Source organism: Streptomyces sp. NBC_00659, from assembly GCF_036226925.1.
In the GTDB taxonomy this organism is placed as follows: Bacteria; Actinomycetota; Actinomycetes; order Streptomycetales; family Streptomycetaceae; genus Streptomyces.
The window spans coordinates 2344870-2367608 of sequence record NZ_CP109031.1; the positions used below are offsets into that span (position 1 = coordinate 2344870).

Annotated in this window: 22 protein-coding genes; 13 read left to right on the plus strand and 9 right to left on the minus strand. The window is 71.3% G+C overall.

Going from position 1 to position 22739, the window contains the following annotated elements; translation table 11 throughout:
• Positions 1 to 8 precede the first annotated feature (8 nt).
• On the minus strand, positions 9 to 626 hold the full coding sequence (locus OG410_RS10090) for a TetR/AcrR family transcriptional regulator (RefSeq protein ID WP_329298807.1): 618 nt from the start codon (positions 624 to 626) through the stop codon (positions 9 to 11).
• A gap of 147 nt (positions 627 to 773) precedes the next feature.
• Entirely contained in the window at positions 774 to 1346 is a 573-nt protein-coding gene (locus OG410_RS10095) for a hypothetical protein (RefSeq protein WP_329298808.1), read from the minus strand.
• A gap of 215 nt (positions 1347 to 1561) precedes the next feature.
• Here OG410_RS10095 and hmgA point away from each other — a divergent pair, with 215 nt between their 5' ends.
• From hmgA to OG410_RS10115, 4 genes are all read left to right on the plus strand, one after another.
• On the plus strand, positions 1562 to 2902 hold the full coding sequence (gene hmgA / locus OG410_RS10100) for a homogentisate 1,2-dioxygenase (RefSeq protein WP_329298809.1): 1341 nt from the start codon (positions 1562 to 1564) through the stop codon (positions 2900 to 2902).
• 48 nt (positions 2903 to 2950) lie between these two features.
• Positions 2951 to 3700, plus strand: coding sequence for a GntR family transcriptional regulator (locus OG410_RS10105; RefSeq protein ID WP_329298810.1), 750 nt, complete (start codon positions 2951 to 2953; stop codon positions 3698 to 3700).
• 41 nt (positions 3701 to 3741) lie between these two features.
• On the plus strand, positions 3742 to 4956 hold the full coding sequence (locus OG410_RS10110; RefSeq protein WP_329298811.1) for a type ISP restriction/modification enzyme: 1215 nt from the start codon (positions 3742 to 3744) through the stop codon (positions 4954 to 4956).
• Between the two features lie 70 nt (positions 4957 to 5026).
• Complete coding sequence (locus OG410_RS10115) at positions 5027 to 6223, plus strand: CaiB/BaiF CoA transferase family protein (protein ID WP_443063733.1); 1197 nt, start codon at positions 5027 to 5029, stop codon at positions 6221 to 6223.
• 156 nt (positions 6224 to 6379) lie between these two features.
• Here the strand turns inward: OG410_RS10115 and OG410_RS10120 are convergent, their stop codons facing one another.
• The 3 genes from OG410_RS10120 to OG410_RS10130 form a co-directional block, all read right to left on the minus strand.
• Positions 6380 to 6649, minus strand: a complete 270-nt coding sequence (locus tag OG410_RS10120; protein WP_329298813.1) for a hypothetical protein — start codon at positions 6647 to 6649, stop codon at positions 6380 to 6382.
• Between the two features lie 115 nt (positions 6650 to 6764).
• The gene (locus OG410_RS10125) at positions 6765 to 7553 is read right to left on the minus strand and encodes an anti-sigma factor (RefSeq protein ID WP_329298814.1); all 789 of its coding nucleotides are present in this window, start codon (positions 7551 to 7553) and stop codon (positions 6765 to 6767) included.
• A gap of 55 nt (positions 7554 to 7608) precedes the next feature.
• Positions 7609 to 8151: a sigma-70 family RNA polymerase sigma factor gene (locus tag OG410_RS10130; RefSeq protein WP_328667960.1), complete on the minus strand. Its 543-nt coding sequence runs from the start codon at positions 8149 to 8151 to the stop codon at positions 7609 to 7611.
• A gap of 351 nt (positions 8152 to 8502) precedes the next feature.
• Here OG410_RS10130 and OG410_RS10135 point away from each other — a divergent pair, with 351 nt between their 5' ends.
• From OG410_RS10135 to OG410_RS10150, 4 genes are all read left to right on the plus strand, one after another.
• Positions 8503 to 10044: a DUF4331 domain-containing protein gene (locus OG410_RS10135; protein WP_329298815.1), complete on the plus strand. Its 1542-nt coding sequence runs from the start codon at positions 8503 to 8505 to the stop codon at positions 10042 to 10044.
• A gap of 111 nt (positions 10045 to 10155) precedes the next feature.
• Positions 10156 to 11739 (plus strand): tetratricopeptide repeat protein, encoded by a 1584-nt coding sequence (locus OG410_RS10140; protein WP_329298816.1) that lies wholly within the window; start codon positions 10156 to 10158, stop codon positions 11737 to 11739.
• Positions 11736 to 13637 carry an urease accessory protein UreH domain-containing protein gene (locus OG410_RS10145; protein WP_329298817.1) on the plus strand — a complete coding sequence of 634 codons (1902 nt, stop codon included), beginning with the start codon at positions 11736 to 11738 and terminating at the stop codon, positions 13635 to 13637. Before OG410_RS10140 ends, OG410_RS10145 begins: the two co-directional genes overlap by 4 nt.
• 45 nt (positions 13638 to 13682) lie before the next feature.
• Complete coding sequence (locus OG410_RS10150; RefSeq protein WP_329298818.1) at positions 13683 to 15320, plus strand: serine/threonine-protein kinase; 1638 nt, start codon at positions 13683 to 13685, stop codon at positions 15318 to 15320.
• An 88-nt stretch (positions 15321 to 15408) separates the two neighbouring features.
• On the opposite strand, the gene OG410_RS10155 is transcribed toward OG410_RS10150, so the two are convergent.
• Positions 15409 to 16215 carry an SGNH/GDSL hydrolase family protein gene (locus OG410_RS10155; protein ID WP_329298819.1) on the minus strand — a complete coding sequence of 269 codons (807 nt, stop codon included), beginning with the start codon at positions 16213 to 16215 and terminating at the stop codon, positions 15409 to 15411.
• A 450-nt stretch (positions 16216 to 16665) separates the two neighbouring features.
• Here OG410_RS10155 and OG410_RS10160 point away from each other — a divergent pair, with 450 nt between their 5' ends.
• Entirely contained in the window at positions 16666 to 17760 is a 1095-nt protein-coding gene (locus tag OG410_RS10160; RefSeq protein ID WP_326788681.1) for a DUF5925 domain-containing protein, read from the plus strand.
• 32 nt (positions 17761 to 17792) lie between these two features.
• On the opposite strand, the gene OG410_RS10165 is transcribed toward OG410_RS10160, so the two are convergent.
• Positions 17793 to 18167 carry a GntR family transcriptional regulator gene (locus tag OG410_RS10165; RefSeq protein WP_329298820.1) on the minus strand — a complete coding sequence of 125 codons (375 nt, stop codon included), beginning with the start codon at positions 18165 to 18167 and terminating at the stop codon, positions 17793 to 17795.
• A 71-nt stretch (positions 18168 to 18238) separates the two neighbouring features.
• On the opposite strand from OG410_RS10165, the gene OG410_RS10170 reads away from it, so the two are divergent.
• Positions 18239 to 19168, plus strand: a complete 930-nt coding sequence (locus tag OG410_RS10170) for a GNAT family N-acetyltransferase (protein WP_329298821.1) — start codon at positions 18239 to 18241, stop codon at positions 19166 to 19168.
• Positions 19149 to 19649, plus strand: a complete 501-nt coding sequence (locus tag OG410_RS10175; protein WP_329298822.1) for a DUF402 domain-containing protein — start codon at positions 19149 to 19151, stop codon at positions 19647 to 19649. Before OG410_RS10170 ends, OG410_RS10175 begins: the two co-directional genes overlap by 20 nt.
• Before the next feature lie 144 nt (positions 19650 to 19793).
• Here OG410_RS10175 and OG410_RS10180 read toward each other — a convergent pair whose 3' ends face one another.
• A complete protein-coding gene (locus tag OG410_RS10180) occupies positions 19794 to 20417 on the minus strand; it encodes a class I SAM-dependent methyltransferase (RefSeq protein WP_329304076.1) in 624 nt (207 codons plus the stop codon).
• A gap of 161 nt (positions 20418 to 20578) precedes the next feature.
• On the opposite strand from OG410_RS10180, the gene OG410_RS10185 reads away from it, so the two are divergent.
• Entirely contained in the window at positions 20579 to 20713 is a 135-nt protein-coding gene (locus OG410_RS10185) for a hypothetical protein (RefSeq protein WP_263974428.1), read from the plus strand.
• A gap of 114 nt (positions 20714 to 20827) precedes the next feature.
• Here OG410_RS10185 and OG410_RS10190 read toward each other — a convergent pair whose 3' ends face one another.
• A complete protein-coding gene (locus tag OG410_RS10190; protein WP_329298823.1) occupies positions 20828 to 21310 on the minus strand; it encodes a GNAT family N-acetyltransferase in 483 nt (160 codons plus the stop codon).
• 176 nt (positions 21311 to 21486) lie between these two features.
• On the opposite strand from OG410_RS10190, the gene OG410_RS10195 reads away from it, so the two are divergent.
• Positions 21487 to 22731, plus strand: coding sequence for a hypothetical protein (locus tag OG410_RS10195; protein WP_329298824.1), 1245 nt, complete (start codon positions 21487 to 21489; stop codon positions 22729 to 22731).
• The last annotated feature ends 8 nt before the right edge of the window (positions 22732 to 22739 follow it).

A 22739-nucleotide genomic window follows, 5' to 3' on the forward strand; every position in this document is an offset into this window, starting at 1 on the left:
GTCGGCCGTCAGTCGAGAACCCTGGCCAGATACGCCCGCAGCAGCTCACGGGTCTCCGCGATGATCCGCTCGTCCCCCTCGGGATCGACCCGGAAGGCGAGGTGGACCAGGGTGTCGGCGCTCTCCACGGCGACCAGGAAGCAGCGGCGGAGGTCGTCGTCAGGTTCGCGGTCCAGGTAGCCGGAGAGCAGGTCGGTCAGGCGGTCGGCGACGCGGGTGTTGGGCTCGGCGTAACGGGCGCCGACGGGAATCTGGTTGCCGAAGTCGACGAGGGAGAAGCCCGGCGCGGTGCGCTTCATGGCGAGGTATTCGTCGAGCACCGCGTCCATCGCGGCCCGCCAGCCTCCCCCGCCCGCCTCGCGCAGACTCTCGGTGACGCGCTCGCTGTAGAGCTCCAGGTTGCGCTGGGCGAGCGCGTCGGCCATCGCCCGCTTGTTGCCGAAGAAGCGGTAGACGGAGCCGATGGGCACACCGGCCCGCTGGGCCACGGCCCGTGTGCTCAGCCCGTCGTAGCCCACCTCGTCGAGGAGGTCGGCGCAGGCGTCGAGGATTCTGGTCAGTCGTTCTGCGCTACGCCGTTGTACGGGCGCTCTGCGGAGCGAGGTCGCGTGGGGCACGGTCTTCATGATGCCTTTCCGACGGGGTCCGGTGAACCTCGCCCATCAGTACGCACCTCCGTGCCATGACCACTCATTTTCGGCGGGCACATCCGTGCCGTGACCACGCGTCACGCCTCGGGCCCGCCACCTGGGAGGTCCCCGGGGCCGACGGCGTCAGCCCGCCGCGGGCGACGCCGTCGAGGCGGCGGCCTCGGCCTCCGGTGTCCGCGATTCCGGGCCGGGTATCGCGCCGGAGCCCGAGGCGGTGATGTCGGCCGTGCTCTCCACGGGCTTGCCGTGGACGGCCCAGACGGTGCCGTCGTCCGCGTACAGCCGCGCGGTGATGTGGTGGGTGCCGCGCGGCACGAGGTGCCCGGCCAGGTGGTACTCGGTGGCGCGCAGCCGGGCGACGGTCCGGCCGTCGACATAGAGGTGCGCGATGCCGTGCCCGGCGACCGGAACGGCGCGCGTGCCCTCGGGCGAGAAGCGGAAGTCGCGGACGGTCAGCCGCACGTCCCAGCCGTCGGCGGAGTCCGGCTGGATCTCGATCGCGACCTCGGGTGCCCCCTTCTTGTCCACCGCACGGTAGAGCCGTCCCTCCTCGTCCGTCTCGTCGAGCAACGTGCCCACGGGCGAGGCGGAGACCGCGGTCCCCCGCTCGTGCGCATCACCGGCGCCGCAGCCCGCGGTTCCGCCGCACAGGGCGCAGACCACGAGCGCGGTGAGCAGTCCACACATCCACCGCATGTCCGGGAGCGTAGAACAAGGCCCCTTACGGCCGGATCCCCCTGAAGTCGGGTTCTTGGAGCGGCCGCACACCCTTGAGGACTAGGACCTGACCGGAGAGGTCCTAGTCCCCTGGCACATTCCGGCCAACCCTCGACCTGCCCCGGCCGGCCTCTTGCGCGGGGCGGGAGGGAATCCTACGGTGATGCATAGGAATCAGGCGCGAGGGAGCGATCATGAGCGGGGACGCGAGGAAGACGGCCGAGGGGCTGGCCTACCTCTCCGGATTCGGCAACGAACACAGCTCGGAGGCGGTCCCGGGGGCCCTGCCGCACGGCCGCAACGCGCCGCAGCGAGCACCCCTCGGCCTGTACGCGGAGCAGCTGAGCGGTTCGGCGTTCACCGAGCCGCGAGCGTCCAACCGGCGTTCGTGGCTCTACCGGATCCGGCCGTCGGCCGCGCACCCCGCGTTCACCCGCACCGACAACGGCACGCTGCGGACGGCGCCGTTCACCGAGACGGTGCCCGACCCGAACCGGCTGCGCTGGAACCCGCTCCCCGAGCCTCCCGCCGGGACGGACTTCCTCGCGGGCCTGTGGACGCTCGGCGGCAACGGCGACGCCGGTCAGCGCACCGGGATCGCGGTGCACCTCTACCACGCCAACGCGTCGATGGAGCGGGTGTTCAGCGACGCCGACGGCGAGCTGCTCATCGTCCCGGAGCGCGGCGGCCTGCTGCTGCGCACCGAGTTCGGGCTGCTGCACGTGGAACCGGGCCAGATGGCGCTGATCCCCCGGGGGGTGCGTTTCCGGGTGGAGCTTCTGGACACGGCACCGGAGGGCGGGCGCGGCCGCGGCGCCCGGGGTTATGTGTGCGAGAACTACGGGGCGCCCTTCCAGCTGCCCGACCTCGGCCCGATCGGCGCCAACGGCCTCGCCAACGCCCGCGACTTCCTGGCCCCGGTCGCCGCCTACGAGGACGTCGAGGGTCCCGTCGAGGTGGTGAACAAGTTCTGCGGCAACCTCTGGACGGCGACGTACGACCACTCGCCGCTGGACGTCGTCGCCTGGCACGGCAACCATGTGCCGTACGTCTACGACCTGCATCGTTTCAATGTGATCGGCTCCATCAGCTACGACCACCCGGACCCCTCGATCTTCACGGTGCTGACCTCGCCGTCCGACACCCCGGGTCTGGCCGGTGTCGACTTCGTCGTGTTCGCGCCGCGCTGGCTGGTGGGCGAGGACACGTTCCGGCCCCCGTACTTCCACCGGAACGTGATGAGCGAGTACATGGGCCTCGTCGAGGGCGCCTACGACGCGAAGGCGGAGGGCTTCGTGCCGGGCGGCGGCTCGCTGCACAACATGATGTCGGCGCACGGTCCGGACCAGGAGACCTTCGACCGTGCCAGCGCCGCCGAGCTGAAGCCCCAGAAGATCGACGACGGTCTGGCGTTCATGTTCGAGACCCGCTGGCCGATGACCGCGACGGCCCAGGCGGCCGGGGCGGAACATCTCCAGCAGGGCTACGACGACGTGTGGAAGGGGCTCGGAAGGCACTTCCGTCCGGCCGGCTGACCTTCACCGGCCGTTGCCTTCCACGCCCGCGACCTGTACGGATACCTCGTGACCTCCTTTGCTCCGGACTCGATCGTCCTGAACCGCAAGCTGCCGCTGTGGTATCAGGTGTCGCAGTCCCTGCGTGCCTCGATACTCGGCCGCGCTCCCCGGGATCCCCTGCGCCTGCCCACCGAGGAGCAGCTCGCGGGGCACTACGGCGTGAGCGTGCTGACCATGCGGCAGGCGCTCAAGGAGCTGGAGGTCGAGGGGCTCATCACCCGGCACCGCCGGCGGGGCACGTTCATCGAGCCGAGTGCGCGGCGCGGCGCGCCCGTGCGGCTGCTCGGCTCGGTGGACGCGATCGTGGCCCAGCAGTCGGGCATGACGACCGAGCTGCTGGATCAGGGGAAGGCACCCGTTTCCGGCGAACTGGCGGAATTCTTCCCGGATGTGGCCGAGGTGGCGACGTACCACCGGCTGCGCAGCGACGAGACGACGGGCGAGCCGACCAACCACGCGCGCAACTACCTCCGGCAGGAACTGGCCGACCGTATCGACCGGGAGGATCTGATCCGCTGGCCGATGACCAAGGTGCTGCGGGACGTGCTCGGGGTCGGCATCAGCCGGATCACCGACACGGTGGAGGCCACGCTCGCGGACCCGGAGACGGCGCGTCTGCTCCAAGTGCCGCTGCTCAGCCCGATCCTGCGCTACACGGGCGTCATCCACGGCACGGACGGGCAGGCGCTGGACGTGGCGGTCATCCACTACCGGGGCGACCGCTTCTCGTTCACGGTCACCCTCGACGCGCACTGACGATGGCGTACGGGGGCGGCGCGCGGCGCCCGCGTCGTACGATGCCGGGCGTGACGCCCGACGCCGCTCCGCTGCTCGCGGACCTCATGCCGTGGTCCGTCGCACCGCCGAGGCTGGGCCGGAGGTGGCCGACGGCACCCGACCCGGCCTCCCTGAAAGCCCGCTGGGACGCCCTCGTGCGGGCCGTAGGGGAGGACCGCGAGACGCTGTTCGGGCCGACGCGGGCGCGCACGACGCACTCCGCGGTCGCCCAGCTTCCGGGCCAGTCCAGCGGGACGGGCCGCCTCGCCCGGGCGTCGGACTCCTGCCCGGCGCCGGTCCGCGTGCTGAGCGCCCCCTTCGACGAGCAGTGGCTGATTCCCGATCACCGGCTGATCGACTCGGCCCGCCCCGAACTGTGGCGGGTGGCGGACGAGGAGCAGGTGTTCACGGTCGAACAGAGCCCGGTGCCCGAGGCCTCCGGTCCGGCTCTGCTGGCCGCGTCCGTGCTGCCGTTGAGCGCGGGCCGCGGCGGGCGGGTGCGTCCGCTCTACCGGCGCCCCGGTGGCCGTGAACCGAACCTGGCCCCGGGCCTGCTGGAGCATCTGGGCTCCCGCCTCGGCGACACTCCCGCTCCCTTCGACGTCCTCGCCTGGACGATGGCGGTCGCGCGGCACGGCCGCGACGGATGCGCGGTCCCGCTCACCGCCGACCCCGAAGTATGGTCGTACGGCGTCGAGTTGGGCCGGCGCATGCTGCGGCTGATGCGCCGGGAGGGCGAGCGCCCCAAACTCCCCGGCGGCCGGCGGCCGTACGTCCGCGCGCCGCTGTCCGCCCTCCCCCAGGGCCCCCGGCCGGCCGCGGGCCCCCCGTTCACCGACCCGTACTACGACCGCGCCGAGGAGTCCCTGCACCTCGGCGACGGCAGGATCTCGCCCGTGCCGCCCGAGGCCTGGGACTTCGAGGTCGGCGGCGTACGCGTGCTGGAACAGTGGTTCGCGGCGAGGACGGGGGTGGCGGAGCCGGGCACGCTGGAGGCGATCGGCCCCGTCGGCTGGCCCCAGGCGTGGACGTCCGAACTCCTCGAACTCATCACGGTGCTCGCACTCCTCGCGGAACTGCGCCCCCAGCAGGCCGCGTTGGAACCGCGGTCACCGATCACCCGGACGGAGCTGCGCACGGCCGGGGTGCTCCCGGTCCCGGACGCGGCGCGCCGCCCGGCCTCGGTGCTCGACCACCACGAAGAGGGCCCGGAAGGCCAGTTCGCGCTGATCTAGGGCCTGTCTTCAGTTGTCGGTGGCAATCAGTGCATGACAAAAGTATTGCCGGGGGGCCATGATCCATCGCATGCAGCCAGAGCCCCTGCCCCTCGAAGGCATCACCGTCGTCGCCGTCGAACAAGCCGTCGCCGCGCCCTTCGCGACCCGGCAGCTCGCCGATCTCGGCGCCCGGGTCGTCAAGGTCGAGCGGATCGACGGCGGGGACTTCGCGCGTGGCTACGACACCGCGGCCCAGGGCCTGGCCTCGCATTTCGTGTGGTGCAACCGGGGCAAGGAGTCCATCGCCCTCGATCTGAAGGACCCGCGCGGGCTCGACGTCGTCCGCCGGCTCGTCGCGGACGCGGATGTGTTCGTGCAGAACCTCGCCCAGGGCGCGGCTGCGCGGCTGGGCCTGGACGCGGCGACCCTGTGTGCCGAGCATCCCCGGCTGATCGCCGTGGACATCTCCGGATACGGGCCGTCGGGGCCGTACGCCGGCAAACGGGCGTACGACATGCTCGTGCAGTGCGAGGCGGGGCTCGTGTCGGTGACCGGGACCCCCGGGCAGCCGGTGAAGGCGGGCATCCCGGCCGCGGACATCGCGGCGGCCATGTACGCCTTCTCGGGGGTCCTCGCGGCCCTGGTCCGGCGCGGCACGACCGGGCGCGGGGGCCCGGTCGAGGTGTCGATGCTGGACGCGCTCGCGGAGTGGATGGGGCATCCGCTGCACCACGCGATGCACGACGGGACCGCACCGGCTCGCACCGGCCTCGCCCATGCCGTCATCGTTCCCTACGACGCCTATTCGACGGCGGACGGCGGGCGCGTGCTGTTGTCGGTGCAGAACGACCGGGAGTGGCGGCGGCTCGCCCAACAGGTTCTGGGGCGGCCCGAGACGGCGGACGATCCTCGTTTCGCGACGAACGCGGCGCGGGTGGCGGACCGGGAGCGCGTGGACGCGCTGGTCGCCGAGGCGCTGGGCGCGCTGGGCACCGACGAGGCGGTGGCCCGCCTGGAGGCCGCGGGCATCGCCTGCGCGCGGCTGCGGGACGTAGGGGAGGTGGCGGAGCATCCACAGCTGGCGGCCAGGAACAGATGGCGGGAGGTGGGATCGCCGGCCGGGCCGCTGCGGGCCCTGCTGCCTCCGATCACCCTGCCGGGCGGGGCGGAGGCGCGGATGGGGTCCGTCCCGCGGCTCGGCGAGCACACAGGGGTGGTGTTGCGGGCGCTGGGCATGACGGACGCGGACGTCGCCGAGCTGCGGCGGGACGGAGTGGTGCGCTGAGCCTCACGGCCCGGTGATGGTGGTGACCCGCGCTCCGGATGTGGTGATCACCGGGGCCGCTGCCCGCCGTGGGGATGACGGACGCGGAAGGGCAGCGTTGCGCCGGTTCGGTGGAGTCGCCGGAGCGCGGGTCGAGAAGGCCGGTACCGACAGCGGTCAGCGGTCGCCGAACAGCGAGCGGCGCAGCCGCCTGAGCGGTGCGAACAGCGAGACCCGCCGCACGCGCGCACCCATGGAGCCGCTGTCGTGCGCGTGGTCACGGGTCGTGAGCTCACGCATCAGCGACGTCGCCTCGACCGTCTCGCGCTGCGGTATGGCAGGGCCACCGAGCACCGCGAGATGTCGGTCGAGGCGCGAACTGGTCGCGCTGCTCCCGCACGTGATCGCAGGGACACGCGCCCTGCTGTGCACCGTTATCTGTTCCATGTCACTCCCCACCCGTACAAGTCCACCCGGCCCGGGCAGACTAACCCTATCGCCCCCTCATGGCGCGCGTGTATCTCGGACAAAGGATTCACCTTCCCCATAAGGGGGTTGACGGTTACTCTCCGAATCCAACCGTTTCCAGGGCGAGTTGGACAACCGGCGAGGTAGTGGGCTGTTCTGAGCCCCCGTGAGGCTCGACGGTCACTGCGAGTGACGTCGCGTTCGCGTTCAGCCCGTCGGCCACGAGGGGCGTGTCGCCGTCGAAGAGACCGAGAGAACGCGGTTTCTCGTTGGGGCGCATGAGCCACAGCTGACGGACGCGTCCGCCGGAGGGCTCGCCGAGTCCGCTGAGTGTCACGACGGCGCGCCGCTCCGACGCGGAGGCCACTACTCCGATTCCGCGGCCCCGCGCGTCCCGTTCACCGGTCGCCCGCGCGTCCGGTGCCGCGAGAACGTGGGCGATCTCACGCGCCTGGGCGCGCTCCTGGTTCAGCTCGTCGCGCGCCTGGGTCGCCTGCACCGCGAAGAGCGCGGCGACGACGAGGGCCGCGGCGGCCGTGGCGGTGGCGAGCGGGGCGAACAGCGGGCGGAGCCGGGGGGCACGCGCACGGGCGGGCTGATGGGCCGGCCGCGCACGGGGCAGGTCCCGGGCCGTGTGTTCCTGCGGTGTCGTCCGTACGGCGGTCAGCACCCGCGCGCGCAGCGCGGCCGGCGGGGCCGCCGCCGTGGACCAGGCGAGCCGTACGGCGTCCTCGGTCAGCGCCCGCACCTCCTCGGCACAGCGGTCACAGCCCTTCAGATGACGTTCGAAGCGGCGCCTCTCGTCGCTCTCCAGCGCGTCGAGGGCGTAGGGGGCGGCGAGCGAGTGAAGATCGCGGCCCAGCAGACGGTCGAGGACGCTCATGCGGCACCCCCCTCTCTTCCGTTCGGATCACGGCCCGGCAGGCGGTCGTCGGCGTTCACGCGACTCCTCCCAGGCAATCGCGCAGGCGGGTGAGCCCGTCGCGCATACGGGTCTTGACGGTGCCCAGCGGCAGGGAGAGCCGCTCGGCGACTTCTCGGTAGGTGTAGCCGTCGTAGTAGGCGAGGGTGACGGACTGCCGCTGAAGGGCGGTGAGCCGGTCGAGGCAGCGGCGGACCCACTCGCGTTCGAGCCCCGCCTCGACCTCCTCGGCGACCTGGTCGAAGGCGGGGTGGTGGTTGCGCTGCCCCTCGCGCTGCTCACGTTCGGTGGCCGCGCGGGCGCTGCGCACCCTGTCGACGGCACGGCGGTGCGCGAGCGTGAGGATCCAGGACAGTGCGCTGCCGCGTCCGGGGTCGAACCGCGGCGCGGAGCGCCAGAGTTCGAGCAGCACCTCCTGCGACACCTCCTCCGACTGCGCCGGGTCCCGCACCACGCGGCGCACCAGTCCGAACACCGGCCCGGACACCAGTCCGTACAGCTCCTCGAACGCCTTCTGGTCGCCTCCGGCCACCAGTACCAGTAGCTCGTCAGCCTCCACCCGTCCCCCTCTCCGGCCGTGCACGGCCCGTCCTTTCCTCTACTTCTTCGCAGCGAACCTGTCTACGGATGGGTTACGGATCAGCGAGCCGAAAACGCGCGTCCACCGCTGATCAGTTCCTGTCTCCGAGGCCTGTTCGTCCCCTGTCCGCCGGTGACCGTCCCCCTGTCCGCGACCGGCACTGTCGCACGTCCCGCGCCGACCGGTTCGGGCGGGCGCCGGGAAAGAAGCCGGCCCGTCGATGAAACAAGCTGGGATAACCGCCGTAAAGACGTTTGGGATTCGACCAATCCACCCGGGCGACCGCTCCGAATGGCGTGCGTCAGGCAAGTTGGACAGAGGACGGACGGCATGACACCTATCTCCAGGAGCGGCGCGGGTCGAAGGACTCTCGCGACCCTCGTATGCGGTGCGCTGGCTGCCGGGGGGCTCGCGGCCGCCGGTGCGACGGCGCTGGCGCCGGGGGCGGCCTCCGCCTCCAGCCACCGGGAGGCCCCGCTGATCTCGGGCACTCCCCAGTACGACAACACGGACGTGTACGCGTTCGTCAGCCCGGACAAGCCGGACACGACGACGATCGTGGCGAACTGGATTCCCTTCGAGGAGCCCGCGGGCGGTCCGAACTTCTACACGTTCGCCGACGACGCCCAGTACGACCTCCACATCGACAACAACGGTGACGCACAAGGTGAGTTGATCTACCGCTACACCTTCAAGACGCACCGCAAGAACGGCGACACGTTCCTGTACAACACGGGTCCGGTCACCAGCCTCGACGACCCCGACCTGAACATCACGCAGACGTACGACATCGAGCTGCTGCGGCTGCACAACCAGCAGCTGGTGTCGAAGACCAAGGTCGCGGACGACGTTCCGGTCGCCCCGTCCAACGTCGGCAAGGCGTCGATGCCGGACTACGCGAAGCTGCGCCACCACGCGATCTCCAAGCTCGCGGGCGGCACGACGACGTTCGCCGGCCAGGCGGACGACCCGTTCTTCCTGGACCTGCGCGTCTTCGACCTGCTGTACGGCGGGAACCTGACCGAGGTCGGACGGGACACCCTCAAGGGCTACAACGTCAACTCCATAGCCCTTCAGGTACCGAACGACATGATCCGCGAGTCGGCCGGACAGCCGGTCGTCGGCATCTGGTCCACCACGCAGCGCAAGGACGCCCGCGGCCAGTACCGCCAGGTCTCGCGTCTCGGCATGCCGCTGGTCAACGAGGTCGTCAACCCGCAGAAGGACAAGGACAAGTTCAACGCGTCCGCGCCCTGGGAAGACGCCCAGTTCCTGAAGAACGTGACCAACCCGGAGCTCCCGAAGCTCATCGAGGGGATCTACAAGATCAAGGCCCCGGCCGAGCCCCGCAACGACCTGGTCGACGTGTTCCTGAAGGGTGTGAAGGGCCTCAACCAGCCGCCGCACGTGCGTCCGGCGGAGGAGCTGCGGCTCAACACCTCGATCAAGCCGGCCATGCACCCCAAGCGGCTCGGTGTCCTCGACGGCGACAACGCGGGCTTCCCGAACGGACGCCGGCTCACGGACGACGTGATCGACGCCTCGCTCCAGGTGGTCGAGGGTGAACTCGTCGGCTCCAAGAACGACTTGGGTGACGCGGTCGACAAGAACGACAAGAAGTTCGAGAAGTACTTCCCGTACGTGGCCGAGCCGACCTCGGGTTCGCGCGGCGCGCTCGCCAAGGGCACGACCAGCGGGACCGATGTGCGCAGCCAGCTCGGCGACGCGCTCCAGCCGGCCGGCTCCGGCTCCGGCAGCGGGACCGACACCATGCTGATCGCGGGCTCCGCCGCGGCGGGTGCCGCCGGCATCCTGCTCATCGGCTCCGGTCTGCTGTGGTGGCGCCGACGGATGTACAACCGGGCCTACTGACCCGGCTCACCGACTGGCGCGGCCCGCACGCAGTTCACCCCCCACGGTGCGGGCCGCGCCGCCCCCCACCCCCCACAACGACCGTTTCGCCAAGGACTTTGAGGAGAGGGCATGTCCCCGCGTACGAACGACAACGCGACGCCGGACGCCGAAAGGGCCACGCCCGCCGAGGTCACCCCGGAAGCCGCCATCACCGAGGTCGCCGCCGAAGTCTCCCCTGCCGAGGCCACCTCCGACGTCGCCCCCGCCGAGGCCGCCTCCGAGGCCGCCTCCGCCGAGGCCGCCTCCGATGGCCCGTCCGGTGAGAACAGCGCGGACGGGGCCGACGAGCGGGTGACCGCCGTACGCCGGCTGTCGCAGTCGCAGCGGCGCTGGCGGGCGGCTCAACTCGGTTTCTGCGCGACCGCGTTGGCAGTCGCCATGACGGCGGGCGCGGTGGTGCTCGGCGCCCTGAGGGACAACGGAACGACTCCCGCCGTCGCGGCCGTGTCCAACGGTGTGTCGCCCCAGCTGCTCGCGAGCGGCGACCTCGACGCGAGCGTCCTCTCCCTCCAGGCCCATCTCCGCTCCCAGCCCAAGGACTTCGGCGGCTGGGCCACGCTCGGCCTCGCCTATGTCGAACAGGCCCGCACCAAGGGCGACCCCTCGCGCTATCCGCAGGCGCAGGAAGCGTTCGACCGGTCCCTCAGGCTGCGCCCCGACTACGATCCGGCGCTCGCCGGACGGGCCGCCCTCGCGGCCGCCCGGCACGACTTCACCGGCGCCCTGAAGTACGCGGACCTCGCGCTGAGGCAGAACCCCTACAGCGAACGCGCCCTGTCCTCCCGCATCGACGCTCTCGTCGAACTCGGCCGCTACGACGACGCGTCCGAGGCGGCCGACCTGGCGGACTCGCGGCGCCCGGGCGTACCGGTCTTCACCCGGTTCGCCTACGTCCACGAGCTGCGCGGCGACGTGAAGACCGCCCGCCGGGTCCTGGAGCAGGCGCTCACGACGGCGACCGGCCGCGGCGACATCTCGTACGTGACGTCCGCGCTCGGCCAACTCGCCTGGAACCAGGGCGACTACCACTCCGCCCTCACCTACTACGCGCGGGCGCTCGCCGCCGACGACAGCTATCTCCCCGCCCTCGAAGGCCGGGCCCGCACCCAGGCCGCGCTGGGCGACCGCGCGGCGGCGATCAAGGGGATGGAACAGATCGTGCAGCGTTTTCCGCTGCCCCAGCCTCTCGTCGAGCTCGGCGAGTTGTACGAGGCCCGTGGCGCGGCGGGCGACGCGGAGAAGGCCCGCGACCAGTACACGCTGGTCGACGCCTGGATCTCCCTCGCCCACGCCTACGGCGTCAACGCCGACCTCGACACCGCGCTGGCGGCCGCCGACCACGGCGACCACAAGGCGGCGCTGGCGGCGGCCCGCGCCGAGTGGGCCCGTCGGCACACGGTGCACACCGCGGACGCGCTCGGCTGGGCCCTGCATGTGTCGGGCCGCGACGCGGAGGCCCTGCGGTACGCGCGCCAGGCCACGGCGACCGGCTACCGCAACGCGTCCTTCCTCTACCACCTCGGTGTGATCGAGAAGGCCACCGGCCACACCGACAGGTCCCGCACCGCGCTCAAGGCGGCCCTGGACCTGAACCCGGGCTTCTCGCCGCTGGGCGCCCGCGCGGCCCGTAAGGCACTGGAGGCCTCGCAGTGAGGGCGCCCCGGTTCCTCGCCCTGTGCGGCACGGTCCTGACCGCGGCCTGCGCGCTCGTGCTGGTCCCCTCGGTGCAGGCGAGCGCGCATCCGCTCGGCAACTTCACCGTCAACCGCTACGACGGACTCGTCGCCGCCCCCGGGCAGTTGCGCGTCGATCACGTCGAGGACCTGGCCGAGATCCCCGCCACCCAGGCGAAGCCGGACATCAAGAGGCTCGGCATGGCCGGCTGGGCCCGGCAGCGGTGCGAGACCGCCGCGCAGGGCAGCGAGGTCACGGTGAACGGGCGAGCGGTGACACTGACCGCGGGCGCGAGCAGGGCACACCTGCGGCCGGGGCAGGCGGGACTCGACACCCTGCGCGTGGAGTGCCGGCTGACGGCTCCGCTGTCCGGCAAGGGCACGCTCACCGTGGGCTTCCGGGGCGCGGGCGCCGACCGCGGCCCCGGCTGGCGCGAGATCACCGCCCGTGGCGACCGGATGACGCTCGCCTCCTCGGACGTACCGCGGAAGTCCGTCTCGGCGGAGCTGACCCAGTACCCCAAGGCGCTGCTCTCCTCGCCCGCCGACACCGCCGGCGCGTCGCTGCGGATCCGCCCCGGCGGCCCCGCCCTCGTCGAGGAACGGCGCGACGCTCCGGCCGCCTCCGTGCTCCCGCGCGGCGCCGACCGCTGGACCCAGGCCCTGAACAACCTGGTGGCCCGTCATGACCTCACCTTCGGCTTCGCCTCCCTGGCCCTGCTCATCGCGGTGGGCCTGGGGGCGATGCACGCGCTCGCGCCCGGCCACGGCAAGACCCTGATGGCCGCGACGGCGGCGGCGCGCGGGGGCCGGGCCCGGTTCAAGGACGTACTGCCCCTGGCCGCTTCGGTGACGGTCACCCACACCCTCGGCGTCGTCGCGCTCGGCCTGCTGGTCACCGCGGGCTCGGCGGCGGCCCCCTCCGTGATCGCCTGGCTGGGCGTGTCCAGCGGTGTCCTCGTCACGGGGGCGGGCGCCACGCTCCTGCGGCGAGCCTGGCGCAACCGGCCCTCCGCACACGGACACGACCACGACCACGGGCACAGCCACGAGCACGGTCACGGGCATGACCACGCGCACGACCACGGGCAGCCGCACGACCACACCCACGCGTCCGCCCACGGGCACGAGCACGAGCACGGTCAGGACCGGGACCGGGACCGGGACCCGGCCACCGGCCACACGCACGACGCCGAACCCGGCCACACGCACGACCACGAGCACCCGCCCGTCCCTTCGCACACGCACGACCACGACCACATGGACGCTCCGCACCGGCATGCCGGTCACACCGCGCGCCCCCTGGTACTGGCCCACGCCACCGCGTCCGGCACCCCCACCGCGACGACCACGGCGACGGCGACGGCCACCCGACCCCACGGTCACGACCACCCCCACCCGCACGACCATAGTCACGACCACGGTCACAGCCATGACCACAGCCACGACCACGACCACCGCTCGGGAGGCACCCCCCACTCCCCCACCCTCGAACACACCCACGGCGGCTTCACCCACACCCATGAGATCGCCCCCACGCTCCGTGGAACGATCCTGCTCGGCTTCGCCGGTGGGCTGGTGCCCAGTCCGTCGGCGGTCGTCGTCCTCGTGGGCGCCGCGGCGCTCGGACAGGCCTGGTTCGGCCTTCTTCTCGTGCTCGCGTACGGCGTCGGACTCGCCCTGACGCTGACGGCGGCCGGTTTCGCCGTGGTCAAGCTCGGCAGCGGCGTGAACCGCGCCCTCGCAGGACGCCGACGGTGGGCCGAGGGACGCGTCGTGCTCCTGGTCCGCAGGACCGCGCCCCTCGGATCGGCACTGATCGTCGTGGCCCTCGGGGCCGGATTGGTGCTCAAGGGGGCGGCATCCGTACTCGGCTGAGCTACTTTTGGGGAGAAATCGCGCGGAAGCGAATGGGGGACGCACGTGTCCGAAGATCCGGGCAGTGAACGTGTGATCGCGGGGCGCTACCGGCTGCTCTCGCCCTTGGGCGAAGGCGGTATGGGCACGGTGTGGCGCGCTCGCGACGAAGTGCTGCAACGCGAGGTCGCCGTGAAGGAGGTCCGCGCCCCGGCCGGGCTTCTCGAGTCCGAGATCGAGCGGATGTACGCGCGTCTGGAGCGGGAGGCGTGGGCTGCGGCCCGTATCTCCCACCGCAATGTCGTGACGGTGTACGACGTGGCCATGGAGGACGGTCGGCCCTGGATCGTGATGGAGCTGGTCCGCGGCATCGCCCTCTCCGATCTGCTGGACGCCGAGGGGCCGTTGGACCCACAGCGCGCCGCCCACATCGGCGCCGAGGTACTCGCCGCGCTGCGCGCCGCGCACGAGGCGGGGGTCCTGCACCGGGACGTCAAACCGGGCAACGTGCTGATGGCGAACGACGGACGGGTCGTCCTGACGGACTTCGGCATCGCGACGGTCGAGGGCAGCTCCGCCCTGACCATGACGGGCGAGGTCATCGGATCGCCGGAATTCCTCGCCCCGGAGCGGGCGTTGGGACGTACCCCCGGACCCGAGTCGGATCTGTGGTCGCTCGGCGTACTGCTGTACGCGGCGGTCGAGGGCAACTCGCCCTTCCGGCAGCCCACTCCGCTGAGCACCCTGCGGGCCATCGTCGACGAACCCCTGCCGCCGACCCGTCGCGCGGGCCCGCTCGCGCCCGTCATCGAGGGGCTGCTCGCCAAGGACCCTGCCGAACGGACGAGCGCCGGGTCGGCCGAACACGAGCTGCGCGTGGTCGCGGCGGGCGGTAGCGCGCCCACGCGTCCCATGGGCGCCGGGACCCGCTCTTCCGAGGCACCGACGATCGGGGCGTTCGGACTGCCGGCGCCGTCCTCCGCGACACCGCCCCAGGGGTTCGGTCCGCCTCCCGCGACCCTGCCCTCGGCCACTCCCGCACCGGAGCCCGACCGCAACCGCCGGGCGGCCGTCGCCATCATCGCGGGACTGGTCGCGCTGGCACTCGCCCTCGGCGGGCTGACGTACGCCCTGCTGAACCAGGACAACGGCGACGGCGGGAACACCGGGCGGGGGAACAGCAGCAGCGGGGGCACCACCGACGGCGGCGGGACCTCGGGCGGCCAGAAGAGCGAGAACGCCACCGCCGGTGCGACCGGCGGCGAGAGTCCCTCCAGCAGCGCTCCCGCGGGCGGGAGTTCGACCACCGCGCCGCCCGCGCAGTCCGTCCACGTGACGCTCTCGGGGCATCACAGCGACTACCGGGGCAGCTGTCCGCCGCCCGCCGCCCAGGCTCCCTCGTTCACGGCGACGTTCACGGTGGGCCGTGTCCCGGTGGACGTCGAGTACCGCTGGGTGACGAAGACGGGCGAGGTGACCGATCCGGGCTGGAAGACGCTGTCGTTCCCCGCGAACGGCGGCAGAACGCAGCAGAAGACGGTGGTGGCGACGACGTACGACACGAGCGGGGAGTTCGCCAACTCGATCAGCGTGGAGGTGCGCAGCCCGGTGCGCGTGACCTCCGACTCCGTCCCGTTCACCATCACGTGTGTGACGGAGACCCCGACGGACGGGGCCTCCGCGTCCGTGTCCGCATCCCCCTGACAGGGCGGGCGATGTCCCGGCGGGGCGGACGTTCGCCCCGCCGGGACGGGTGTTCTCTCGAAGGGTTTCCGGGGTGGGGGCCCGGAGGTCAGACGGCTCCGGAGAAGGCCGGCAGGTAGCCGCCGGAGTGGCCGCTCGCGGTCGGGTGGTACGACACGCCGATGTCGAGCCAGTTCAGGCTGTGCAGCCAAGCGCTGCCGGAGCAGATCTCGTGGCCGGTGAAGGTGCCCCTGACGTCGGCGAACGTGAAGCCGTGTGCGCCGGCGCGAGCGGAGATCGCGCTGTCCAGATAGTCGGCGGCGCCGTTGATGGCGGACCGTTCGTTCTCCGAAAGTCCGGTCAGGCAGCTGCCGTTGAGCTTGTAGAAGCGGGGGTAGCCGATGACGACCACATGCCCGGCCGGGGCTTTCGCGCTGATCGCCGAGTAGACCGAGTCGAGCTTGCCGGGGAGCGTGGAGTCGACGTACGCCTTCGCCGTGGCGATGCGTGCGAGGCAGTTGCTCTCGGACTGCAGGACGCAGGTCGTCATGACGTCCGAGAAGCCGGCGTCGTTGCCGCCGATGGTGATCGAGACGAGGCCCGTGGAGGAGCTGAGCGGGCCGAGCTGGTTCGCCAGGACATCACCCGTACGAGCGCCCGAGCAGGCGGTGAAGTCGAACGACGAGGGTGAATGCGCGGCGTTCCAGAGATAGGGGTACGCCTTCGTGCTGCGGTTGCAGGAGCCGCTCGAGCTGATGTAGCTGCCCGCGCCGACGCCGGAGGAATAGGAGTCACCGAGCGCCACATAGCCGGTGGCGGCCGCGGTTTGCGCCTGCGCCGCGGCCGCCCCGGTGAGGGCGAGGCCGACGGCCAGGAGGAGTGAGGTCATGTATGCCGAAAATCTGGGACGTCTCATGGAACCTCCCTTTAGCAGGATCTCTGCCACAACTTTGGTAGCAGCTACGCATGTTGACAGGAAGTGTCCATGCCAAGACTCTTAACGCATCAACCAGCCGATCCGCCCCCGTTCATCACATATTTCGCTACATGTCCATGACGGTCGGATGACAGCCGGATGACTCGGGCCGACGGCTCGTCAACTCCCCGAGTTCTCAATGGAAACGGCGGCCGTCCCGCACGGCGAAGCAGTAACGCCCCTGGTTTGATGGGAAGTTGCATTCACGCCGTGGTCCACGGCACCGGGGGAACCGGCCGTGGGACGGATCCCGTCGCACCGCAGTCCCGCAACAGGACGGCCCCGCAGCAGCGGGAGGGGATACACCGGAAGGGCGGGACCGAGCGCGACACATACGACGCACCGCGGAAACCGGGTGCACAGGGCGCCCTTGTGACAGATCATGGCGACATGTCTGCGAACCCACACGACGCTCTGCCGATCAGGCTCAACGTCGACGACAGCGACTCGCCGTCGGACGTCGTCGACGCGCTGTTCCTCGGCCGCTTCGCGACGGGCGAGCAGCCGCACTCGCACGCGGCGAACATCGACCGCGTACGGTCCGGGGCCACTCTGCTCCCGCCGGGCGCCCGGGTGCTGCGCTCCGCGCGCGACGACGACCGCAGCGCCACCCTCGCCGAGGGCGACGGCTGGACCCTGCTGGTGTCCCGCTGGAACCGCGGTGCCGACGTCACGGTGACCGCGACCAGCGTCGAGCTCGCCGAGAAGGTGCTGAAGCAGGCCACGGACGGCGCGGCGGACGAACCCGAACCGCAGCCGGAGAACGTCACGATGGGCTTCTGGTACGTGTCGCCGCGCCGGGGACCGCACCGCACGACCCGGCAGATCTCCGCGGGCACCTGGGAGGAGATCCGCCCCAACTACACGGCGCCGGTGGCGGACGCCATGGACCACCTGATGAAGACGACCCCGGAGGGCATCGCGGGCCGGCTGCTGCTGCTCCACGGGCCGCCCGGCACCGGCAAGACCTCCGCCCTGCGCACGCTGGCCCGTTCCTGGCGCGACTGGTGCCAGGTGGACTGCGTGCTGGACCCCGAACGCCTCTTCTCCGACGTCGGCTATCTGATGGACATCGCGATCGGCGAGGAGGACGGCACCGGCAAGGGCCGCTGGCGGCTCCTCCTGCTGGAGGACTGCGACGAACTGATCCGCGGCGAGGCGAAGCACACGGCGGGCCAGGCCCTGTCCCGGCTGCTCAACCTCACCGACGGACTGCTCGGCCAGGGCCGCAACGTCCTCGTGGGCGTCACGACCAACGAGGACCTGGAGCGCCTCCACCCCGCCGTCGTCCGCCCCGGCCGCTGCCTCGCCCGCATCGAGGTCGGGCCGCTCACCCGCCGCGAGGCGGTGGGCTGGCTGGGCACCGAGGAAGGCGTCTCGCGCGAGGGTGCGACCCTCGCGGAGCTGTACGCGCTGCGCCGCGGGACGACCCCGACATCCGTCCCGGACCAACGCGAGGGCGCGGACGCGGGGCTGTACCTGTAACCGGCCCGATCCGACCGTCGCCCCCTGCGGCGCTAGGAGACGTCCTCGAAGGCCGCCCGCAGTGCGTCTCGTACGGCGGCCAGGGCGGCGTCCTCCGTCAGGCCGAGCCGTCGCGCGCGCTCGGCGTAGGCCTGCGCGGCCGACGCCGCCTCGCGGGACGCGGCGTCCCCGGCGGCCGCCACGAACGTGCCGTTGCGGCCCCGCGTCTCGATCACCCCGTCCGACTCCAGGGCCCGGTAGGCCTTGGCGACGGTGTTGGCCGCGAGGCCGAGCGACTCGGCCAGCCCCCGTACCGTGGGCAGCTTGTGGCCGACCGGCAGCGCTCCGGACCGGGCCTGCTCGGAAATCTGGGCGCGCACCTGCTCGTACGGCGCGGCCCCCTCTGTGATGCGGATCTTCAGGGTCACGCGGTGATTGTCCCGTACCAGCACGAAAATGAGAGGCACCCGCACGCTGCGCCCGCGTAACGTGCGATCACATGACCGTGATCGTTCGCGAACTGCGGCACGGAGACCCGGTGGACGCCGCGGGCTTCGCGCGCGTTCGCCGCCAGGCCCTCCCGTTCATGCTCTTCACCCCCGAGTCCGTCGCCTACGACCTGGAGCGGGCGCATCCGGACTCCCACTACCGGCCGTTGGTGGCCGAGGAGGACGGGGAACTGATCGGCACCGCGCAGGTGCTCCTCGTCCACGACAGCCCCGAGCCCGGCCAGGGAAACCTCAACATCTACGTGCACCCGGAACGGACGGGACGCGGCGCGGGTTCGCTGCTGGCCCGCACCGCCGAGGAGCAGCTGGCCGCCCTGGGCGCGACCCGACTGCACGCCTGGGTGCTGGACACACCCGAGAACCGCGCCTTCGCCGAGAAGCGGGGCTATCGCGCCGCCCGCTCGGCGCACTTCCTCCGCCTCGACCTGGCGAACGGCACCCTGCCCCCGCTCCAGTCCCCGCCGGACGGTGTGGAGTTGCGGACCGGAGCGGACTTCGCGGACGACCCCCGGCCACTGTTCCGGCTGGACGCGGAGGCAAGCCTCGACGAACCGAGCGACATCGAGCACGAGTTCACGGACTACGACGCCTGGCTGACGGAGACCTGGCACCACCCTCTCCTGAACCTTGAACTCACGTCCGTAGCGCTCGTCGACGGCCGCCCGGCGGCGTTCAGCGCGGCCCGCACCGACGGCGGCACCCGCTACGGCACCGCGATGACGGGCACCGGCCGCGCCTTCCGGGGCCGGGGTCTGGCCAAACTCGCCAAGAACCACTCCCTGCACCGGGCCCGCGCGGCCGGGTTCACGGACGCGTTCACGGGCAACGACGCCGGCAACGGCCCGATGCTGGCGATCAACACATGGTTCGGCTATGAAATCTGCGCAACGGAGGTGAGGTATGTCCGTGACCTCGGCTGACACGCCCGGCACGTTGGAGATCGTGCTCGTCAAGGCAGGCCGTACGAAGATCAGTTACCCGGCCGAGCTGCTCGCCGACGACGGCACCCGGGTGGTCGTGCGCGCCCCCTGGGCGGGAGACGGCGTCCGTGACTTCGGCTTCGTACAGTTCGAGAAGGGTGATGTCTTCACCGAGTACTACTGGCGGGACCGCTGGTACTCGGTGAAGGAGGTCCAGGGCGCCGCGGGTGAGCGCAAGGGCTGGTACTGCGACATCACCCGTCCGGCCACCCTCTCCGGCGGCCGGCTGGTCGTCGAGGATCTCGACCTCGACCTGTGGCGATCGGCCGACGGCACGGACGTACGGCGCCTGGACGAGGACGAGTTCGCGGAGAGCGGCCTGGCGACCACCGACCCGGCCGCCGCGGCCGCCGCCGAGAAAGCCCTGGACGACCTCGAACACCTGGCTCGCGAGGGCGGCTTCGAGGCGCTGCTGGCGTAGCCGACGACACCGCCGGACGCGCCACTCGGTGACTGGCTCCGCTCGATGACCAGCCCCGCTCGATGAGCGGCGCTGCTCCATGAGCGGCGCTGCTCCATGAGCGGCGCTGCTCCATGAGCGGCGCTGCTCCATGAGCGGCGCTGCTCAGAAGCGGGCCACCACCGCGTACCGCTCGTCCTCGACGTCGCGGCCCCACAGCCGCGCGTCGGCCGACAGCGGGGCCACCCGCAGGTCGGCGGGGTCGGACAGCAGCGGCCGGAGCAGGGTGGCCATCCGCTCGGCGGATATACCGACCGGGCTCACGGTCCCCCACACTCCCTCGACGAGCACCAGCCTTCCTCCCGGGCGCAGCAGCCCGCGCCAGTGCCGCAGCACCCGCCCGGGGTCGGGCAGCGTCCACAGCACATGGCGGCTGAGCAGGACGTCGAAGCGCTGCTCCCCGACGGGCGGCGCCACCGCGTCGCCGACGAGGAAGACCGCGTCCCGCCCGGCCAGCTTGGCGCGTGCCTGGTCGATCATGCCCGGGGCGAGGTCGACCCCGGTGACCCGGTGGCCCTGCTCGGACGCTATGAGCGACAGGCTGCCGGTGCCGCAGCCCACGTCGAGCAGGTCACCGGACGTCTCGGGCAGCCAGTCCCGCATCCGGGCGACCCAGGCACCACGGACCTCGGGATCGCGCAGCCCGTGGTCGGGCTCCTCGTCGAACGTGCCGGATTCCGCGTCCCAGTCGACGCCCGCCCGTGTATTCGTACCGCCGTCGCTCACCATGCGTTCCACGATGTCACCCACCACTGACAATCGGCCCGAGCCCATCACGGACGGCCGACGAGTGACCCGCGCCACAGACATTTCGCGACCGATGAGGAACTCTCCCCGAAACGGTCTACCTCCGTACAACCGCGGAATCCGGTAGACACGAGGAGGCAGCCATGCGCCGTGTGACCGTGCAGAAGCCCCTGAGGAAGTCGGACTCCCGCCGTGTACGGGACGAGCCCGACGAGCGCCCCGCCGAGCGTCCGGAGGTCCGGAAGGACATCGCGCGCACCTGGTGGCCGGACGGCTGAGCCGGCGCGCCGGGCACGGCACGCGTTCCGCCGGATCAACGGCGGGCGGTGAAGCCCCGCGGTCGGCACGAGGTGAAGGCCTGCCGACCGCTCACCGTGGATCCCGTCAGACCGTCAGGCCAGCCGCTTGCGGTAGTGGATCCGGTCGTACGGCCCGTCGGCGCGCCGCTCGGCGACCTCGTACCCGTATCGCGGATAGATCTTCTGGTTCTCCCACATCATGGCGTTGGTGTAGAGCCTGATCTCGTCCAGCCCGAGCGCCCGCGCGTGTGCCTCGACGAAGCGCAGCAGCCGGCCCCCGATGCCCTGGCCGTGGGCATCGGGCCGGACCGCGATGATGTCGAGGTACAGATGGTCCGGGCGCTCCTCGACGACCACGAGCCCGAGGACCGGCTCGCCCGTGACGAACACCCGTCCCGTGGCCACGTTCGCCGCGTGGTCCGCTTCCATGGGCACCGGCACGAGCCCGATGCGCTCCACGTAGGGCTGGAAGGCGGCGTCGATCACGGCTTTCACGACGGGCACGTCCCCGGCGCCGGCACGCCGTACCCCGAACCCCTCGGCCGTCTCCCCGAATTCGCCCGACGTCTCCGCCATGCCCGCACCCACTTACCTGATCGCAGTCACGTACACCCCCTGTATACCGAACGCCGCCCCGAAGCTCCTCAGCCGCGACGGCTGGAGGGCGATGTGCCAGTGCCGATAGTGTCGCCGCAAAGGACGCGAGCGGACCTTCCTCAGGTGCGCTCGAAAACGCCACCGGTGGAGGAACCGTGTCCCCTGCTGCGGGAAACAGCACCCACGTCTTTCTGAGCGAGACGGAACATCATGGCAGCACCGTCACCGACCCCGGAGGACTACGCGCGCGGATAGTACAGAACGCTCTCTTCGCCGAGCGGCTGGTCATCACCGATTCTCAGGTGCTCCACAACGTGGCATTACGCTCACTCCTCGACGGGCAGACCCCGTCGACCCCCGAATGGCGTGCGGATCTCGCCGAATTGATCAGCTCGGGCATGCTGGTCATCGTGCGACGCGACTCGGCGGGTTCCTTTCGTGAGATCCGGGACGAACACAAGGCGCGCAATGTCGTCGATGTTCCGACCGAGGAATACGCCGAGCTCATGGACGAGATCACCGAAGGGCATCTCGCTCCGTACTCGGTGAACGAGGTGAGCGCGCGCTTCAAGCGGAGGACTGCGGATCGTCTGACCGATCTGATCGGACCGCCCGACGACTCCTATTCCCGGACCCTGCGCGCCGCGGTGGAATGGATCCACGGTCAGGATCCGCTTTACTACAACTCCCTGCGCGGATGGATCGCGGAGCGGCGAGCGGCCCACGGGGAGAGCTCCGAAGTCGCGCTGGAAGCCGTCGAGCGGTCGGCGAACTGGTCCTTCAGAACTTCACTGCCCGCCGCACTGGAGATACCCGTGGCATGGGGTGCCGTGCGCACGCCGTCCACGGTCGCGCTGCAAGGGGACGCCCTCCAGGGCGAATTGACCCTGCCTGGCTACGCACTGAACCCCTACGTGCTGGCGCGCCTCCCCGCGGGCGTGGTCAACGAAGCCGTCGGGCTCGCATCCCGGAAAGTGGTCGTCGATCAATTCGCGAAGGCTCACAGCGGCCGACCGGTGGACACCGACGCACTGAGGGACGGCGTCGAAGACTTCTGCATGCACCTCCAGGAAGCCGCAGTCGCCGCCTTCCGGGGCCTCGACGCCGACGCTCTGGCCGCTGTCCGGGACGAGCGGGTCAAAGCCAGGCTCCACGTCTCGGCATCCTCCGTTGCCACCGGTTCCCTCGACACCCTGATCGGATTGATAAGTTCCGGCTTCAACCCTGCTTCGCTCATGCTCAATCTCCTCTCCATGCCCTTCGACATCGCCCAGGACAAGAAGGAGAGGAAACTGAAGAAGGAATCCGAAAGGCTCAAGAACGCCTGGCGGCTCGAGAAGCAGCTCCCCGAGCATGAGAAGCTGCTGCGGATCGTCAGTCCGACGGAACCCCCCGAATGAAGTGACCG

Bases quoted from the DNA above. Each gene is read 5' to 3' on its own strand.
- OG410_RS10095 (WP_329298808.1), bottom strand. From the start codon at position 1,346: ATGCGGTGGATGTGTGGACTGCTCACCGCGCTCGTGGTCTGCGCCCTG.
- OG410_RS10170 (WP_329298821.1), top strand. From the start codon at position 18,239: ATGACCGTGATCGTTCGCGAACTGCGGCACGGAGACCCGGTGGACGCC.
- OG410_RS10125 (WP_329298814.1), bottom strand. From the start codon at position 7,553: ATGAGCGTCCTCGACCGTCTGCTGGGCCGCGATCTTCACTCGCTCGCC.
- OG410_RS10120 (WP_329298813.1), bottom strand. From the start codon at position 6,649: ATGGAACAGATAACGGTGCACAGCAGGGCGCGTGTCCCTGCGATCACG.
- OG410_RS10155 (WP_329298819.1), bottom strand. From the start codon at position 16,215: ATGAGACGTCCCAGATTTTCGGCATACATGACCTCACTCCTCCTGGCC.
- OG410_RS10140 (WP_329298816.1), top strand. From the start codon at position 10,156: ATGTCCCCGCGTACGAACGACAACGCGACGCCGGACGCCGAAAGGGCC.
- OG410_RS10135 (WP_329298815.1), top strand. From the start codon at position 8,503: ATGACACCTATCTCCAGGAGCGGCGCGGGTCGAAGGACTCTCGCGACC.
- OG410_RS10190 (WP_329298823.1), bottom strand. From the start codon at position 21,310: ATGGCGGAGACGTCGGGCGAATTCGGGGAGACGGCCGAGGGGTTCGGG.
- OG410_RS10090 (WP_329298807.1), bottom strand. From the start codon at position 626: ATGAAGACCGTGCCCCACGCGACCTCGCTCCGCAGAGCGCCCGTACAA.
- OG410_RS10180 (WP_329304076.1), bottom strand. From the start codon at position 20,417: ATGGTGAGCGACGGCGGTACGAATACACGGGCGGGCGTCGACTGGGAC.
- OG410_RS10175 (WP_329298822.1), top strand. From the start codon at position 19,149: ATGTCCGTGACCTCGGCTGACACGCCCGGCACGTTGGAGATCGTGCTC.
- OG410_RS10185 (WP_263974428.1), top strand. From the start codon at position 20,579: ATGCGCCGTGTGACCGTGCAGAAGCCCCTGAGGAAGTCGGACTCCCGC.
- OG410_RS10115 (WP_443063733.1), top strand. From the start codon at position 5,027: ATGCAGCCAGAGCCCCTGCCCCTCGAAGGCATCACCGTCGTCGCCGTC.
- hmgA (WP_329298809.1), top strand. From the start codon at position 1,562: ATGAGCGGGGACGCGAGGAAGACGGCCGAGGGGCTGGCCTACCTCTCC.
- OG410_RS10110 (WP_329298811.1), top strand. From the start codon at position 3,742: ATGCCGGGCGTGACGCCCGACGCCGCTCCGCTGCTCGCGGACCTCATG.
- OG410_RS10160 (WP_326788681.1), top strand. From the start codon at position 16,666: ATGTCTGCGAACCCACACGACGCTCTGCCGATCAGGCTCAACGTCGAC.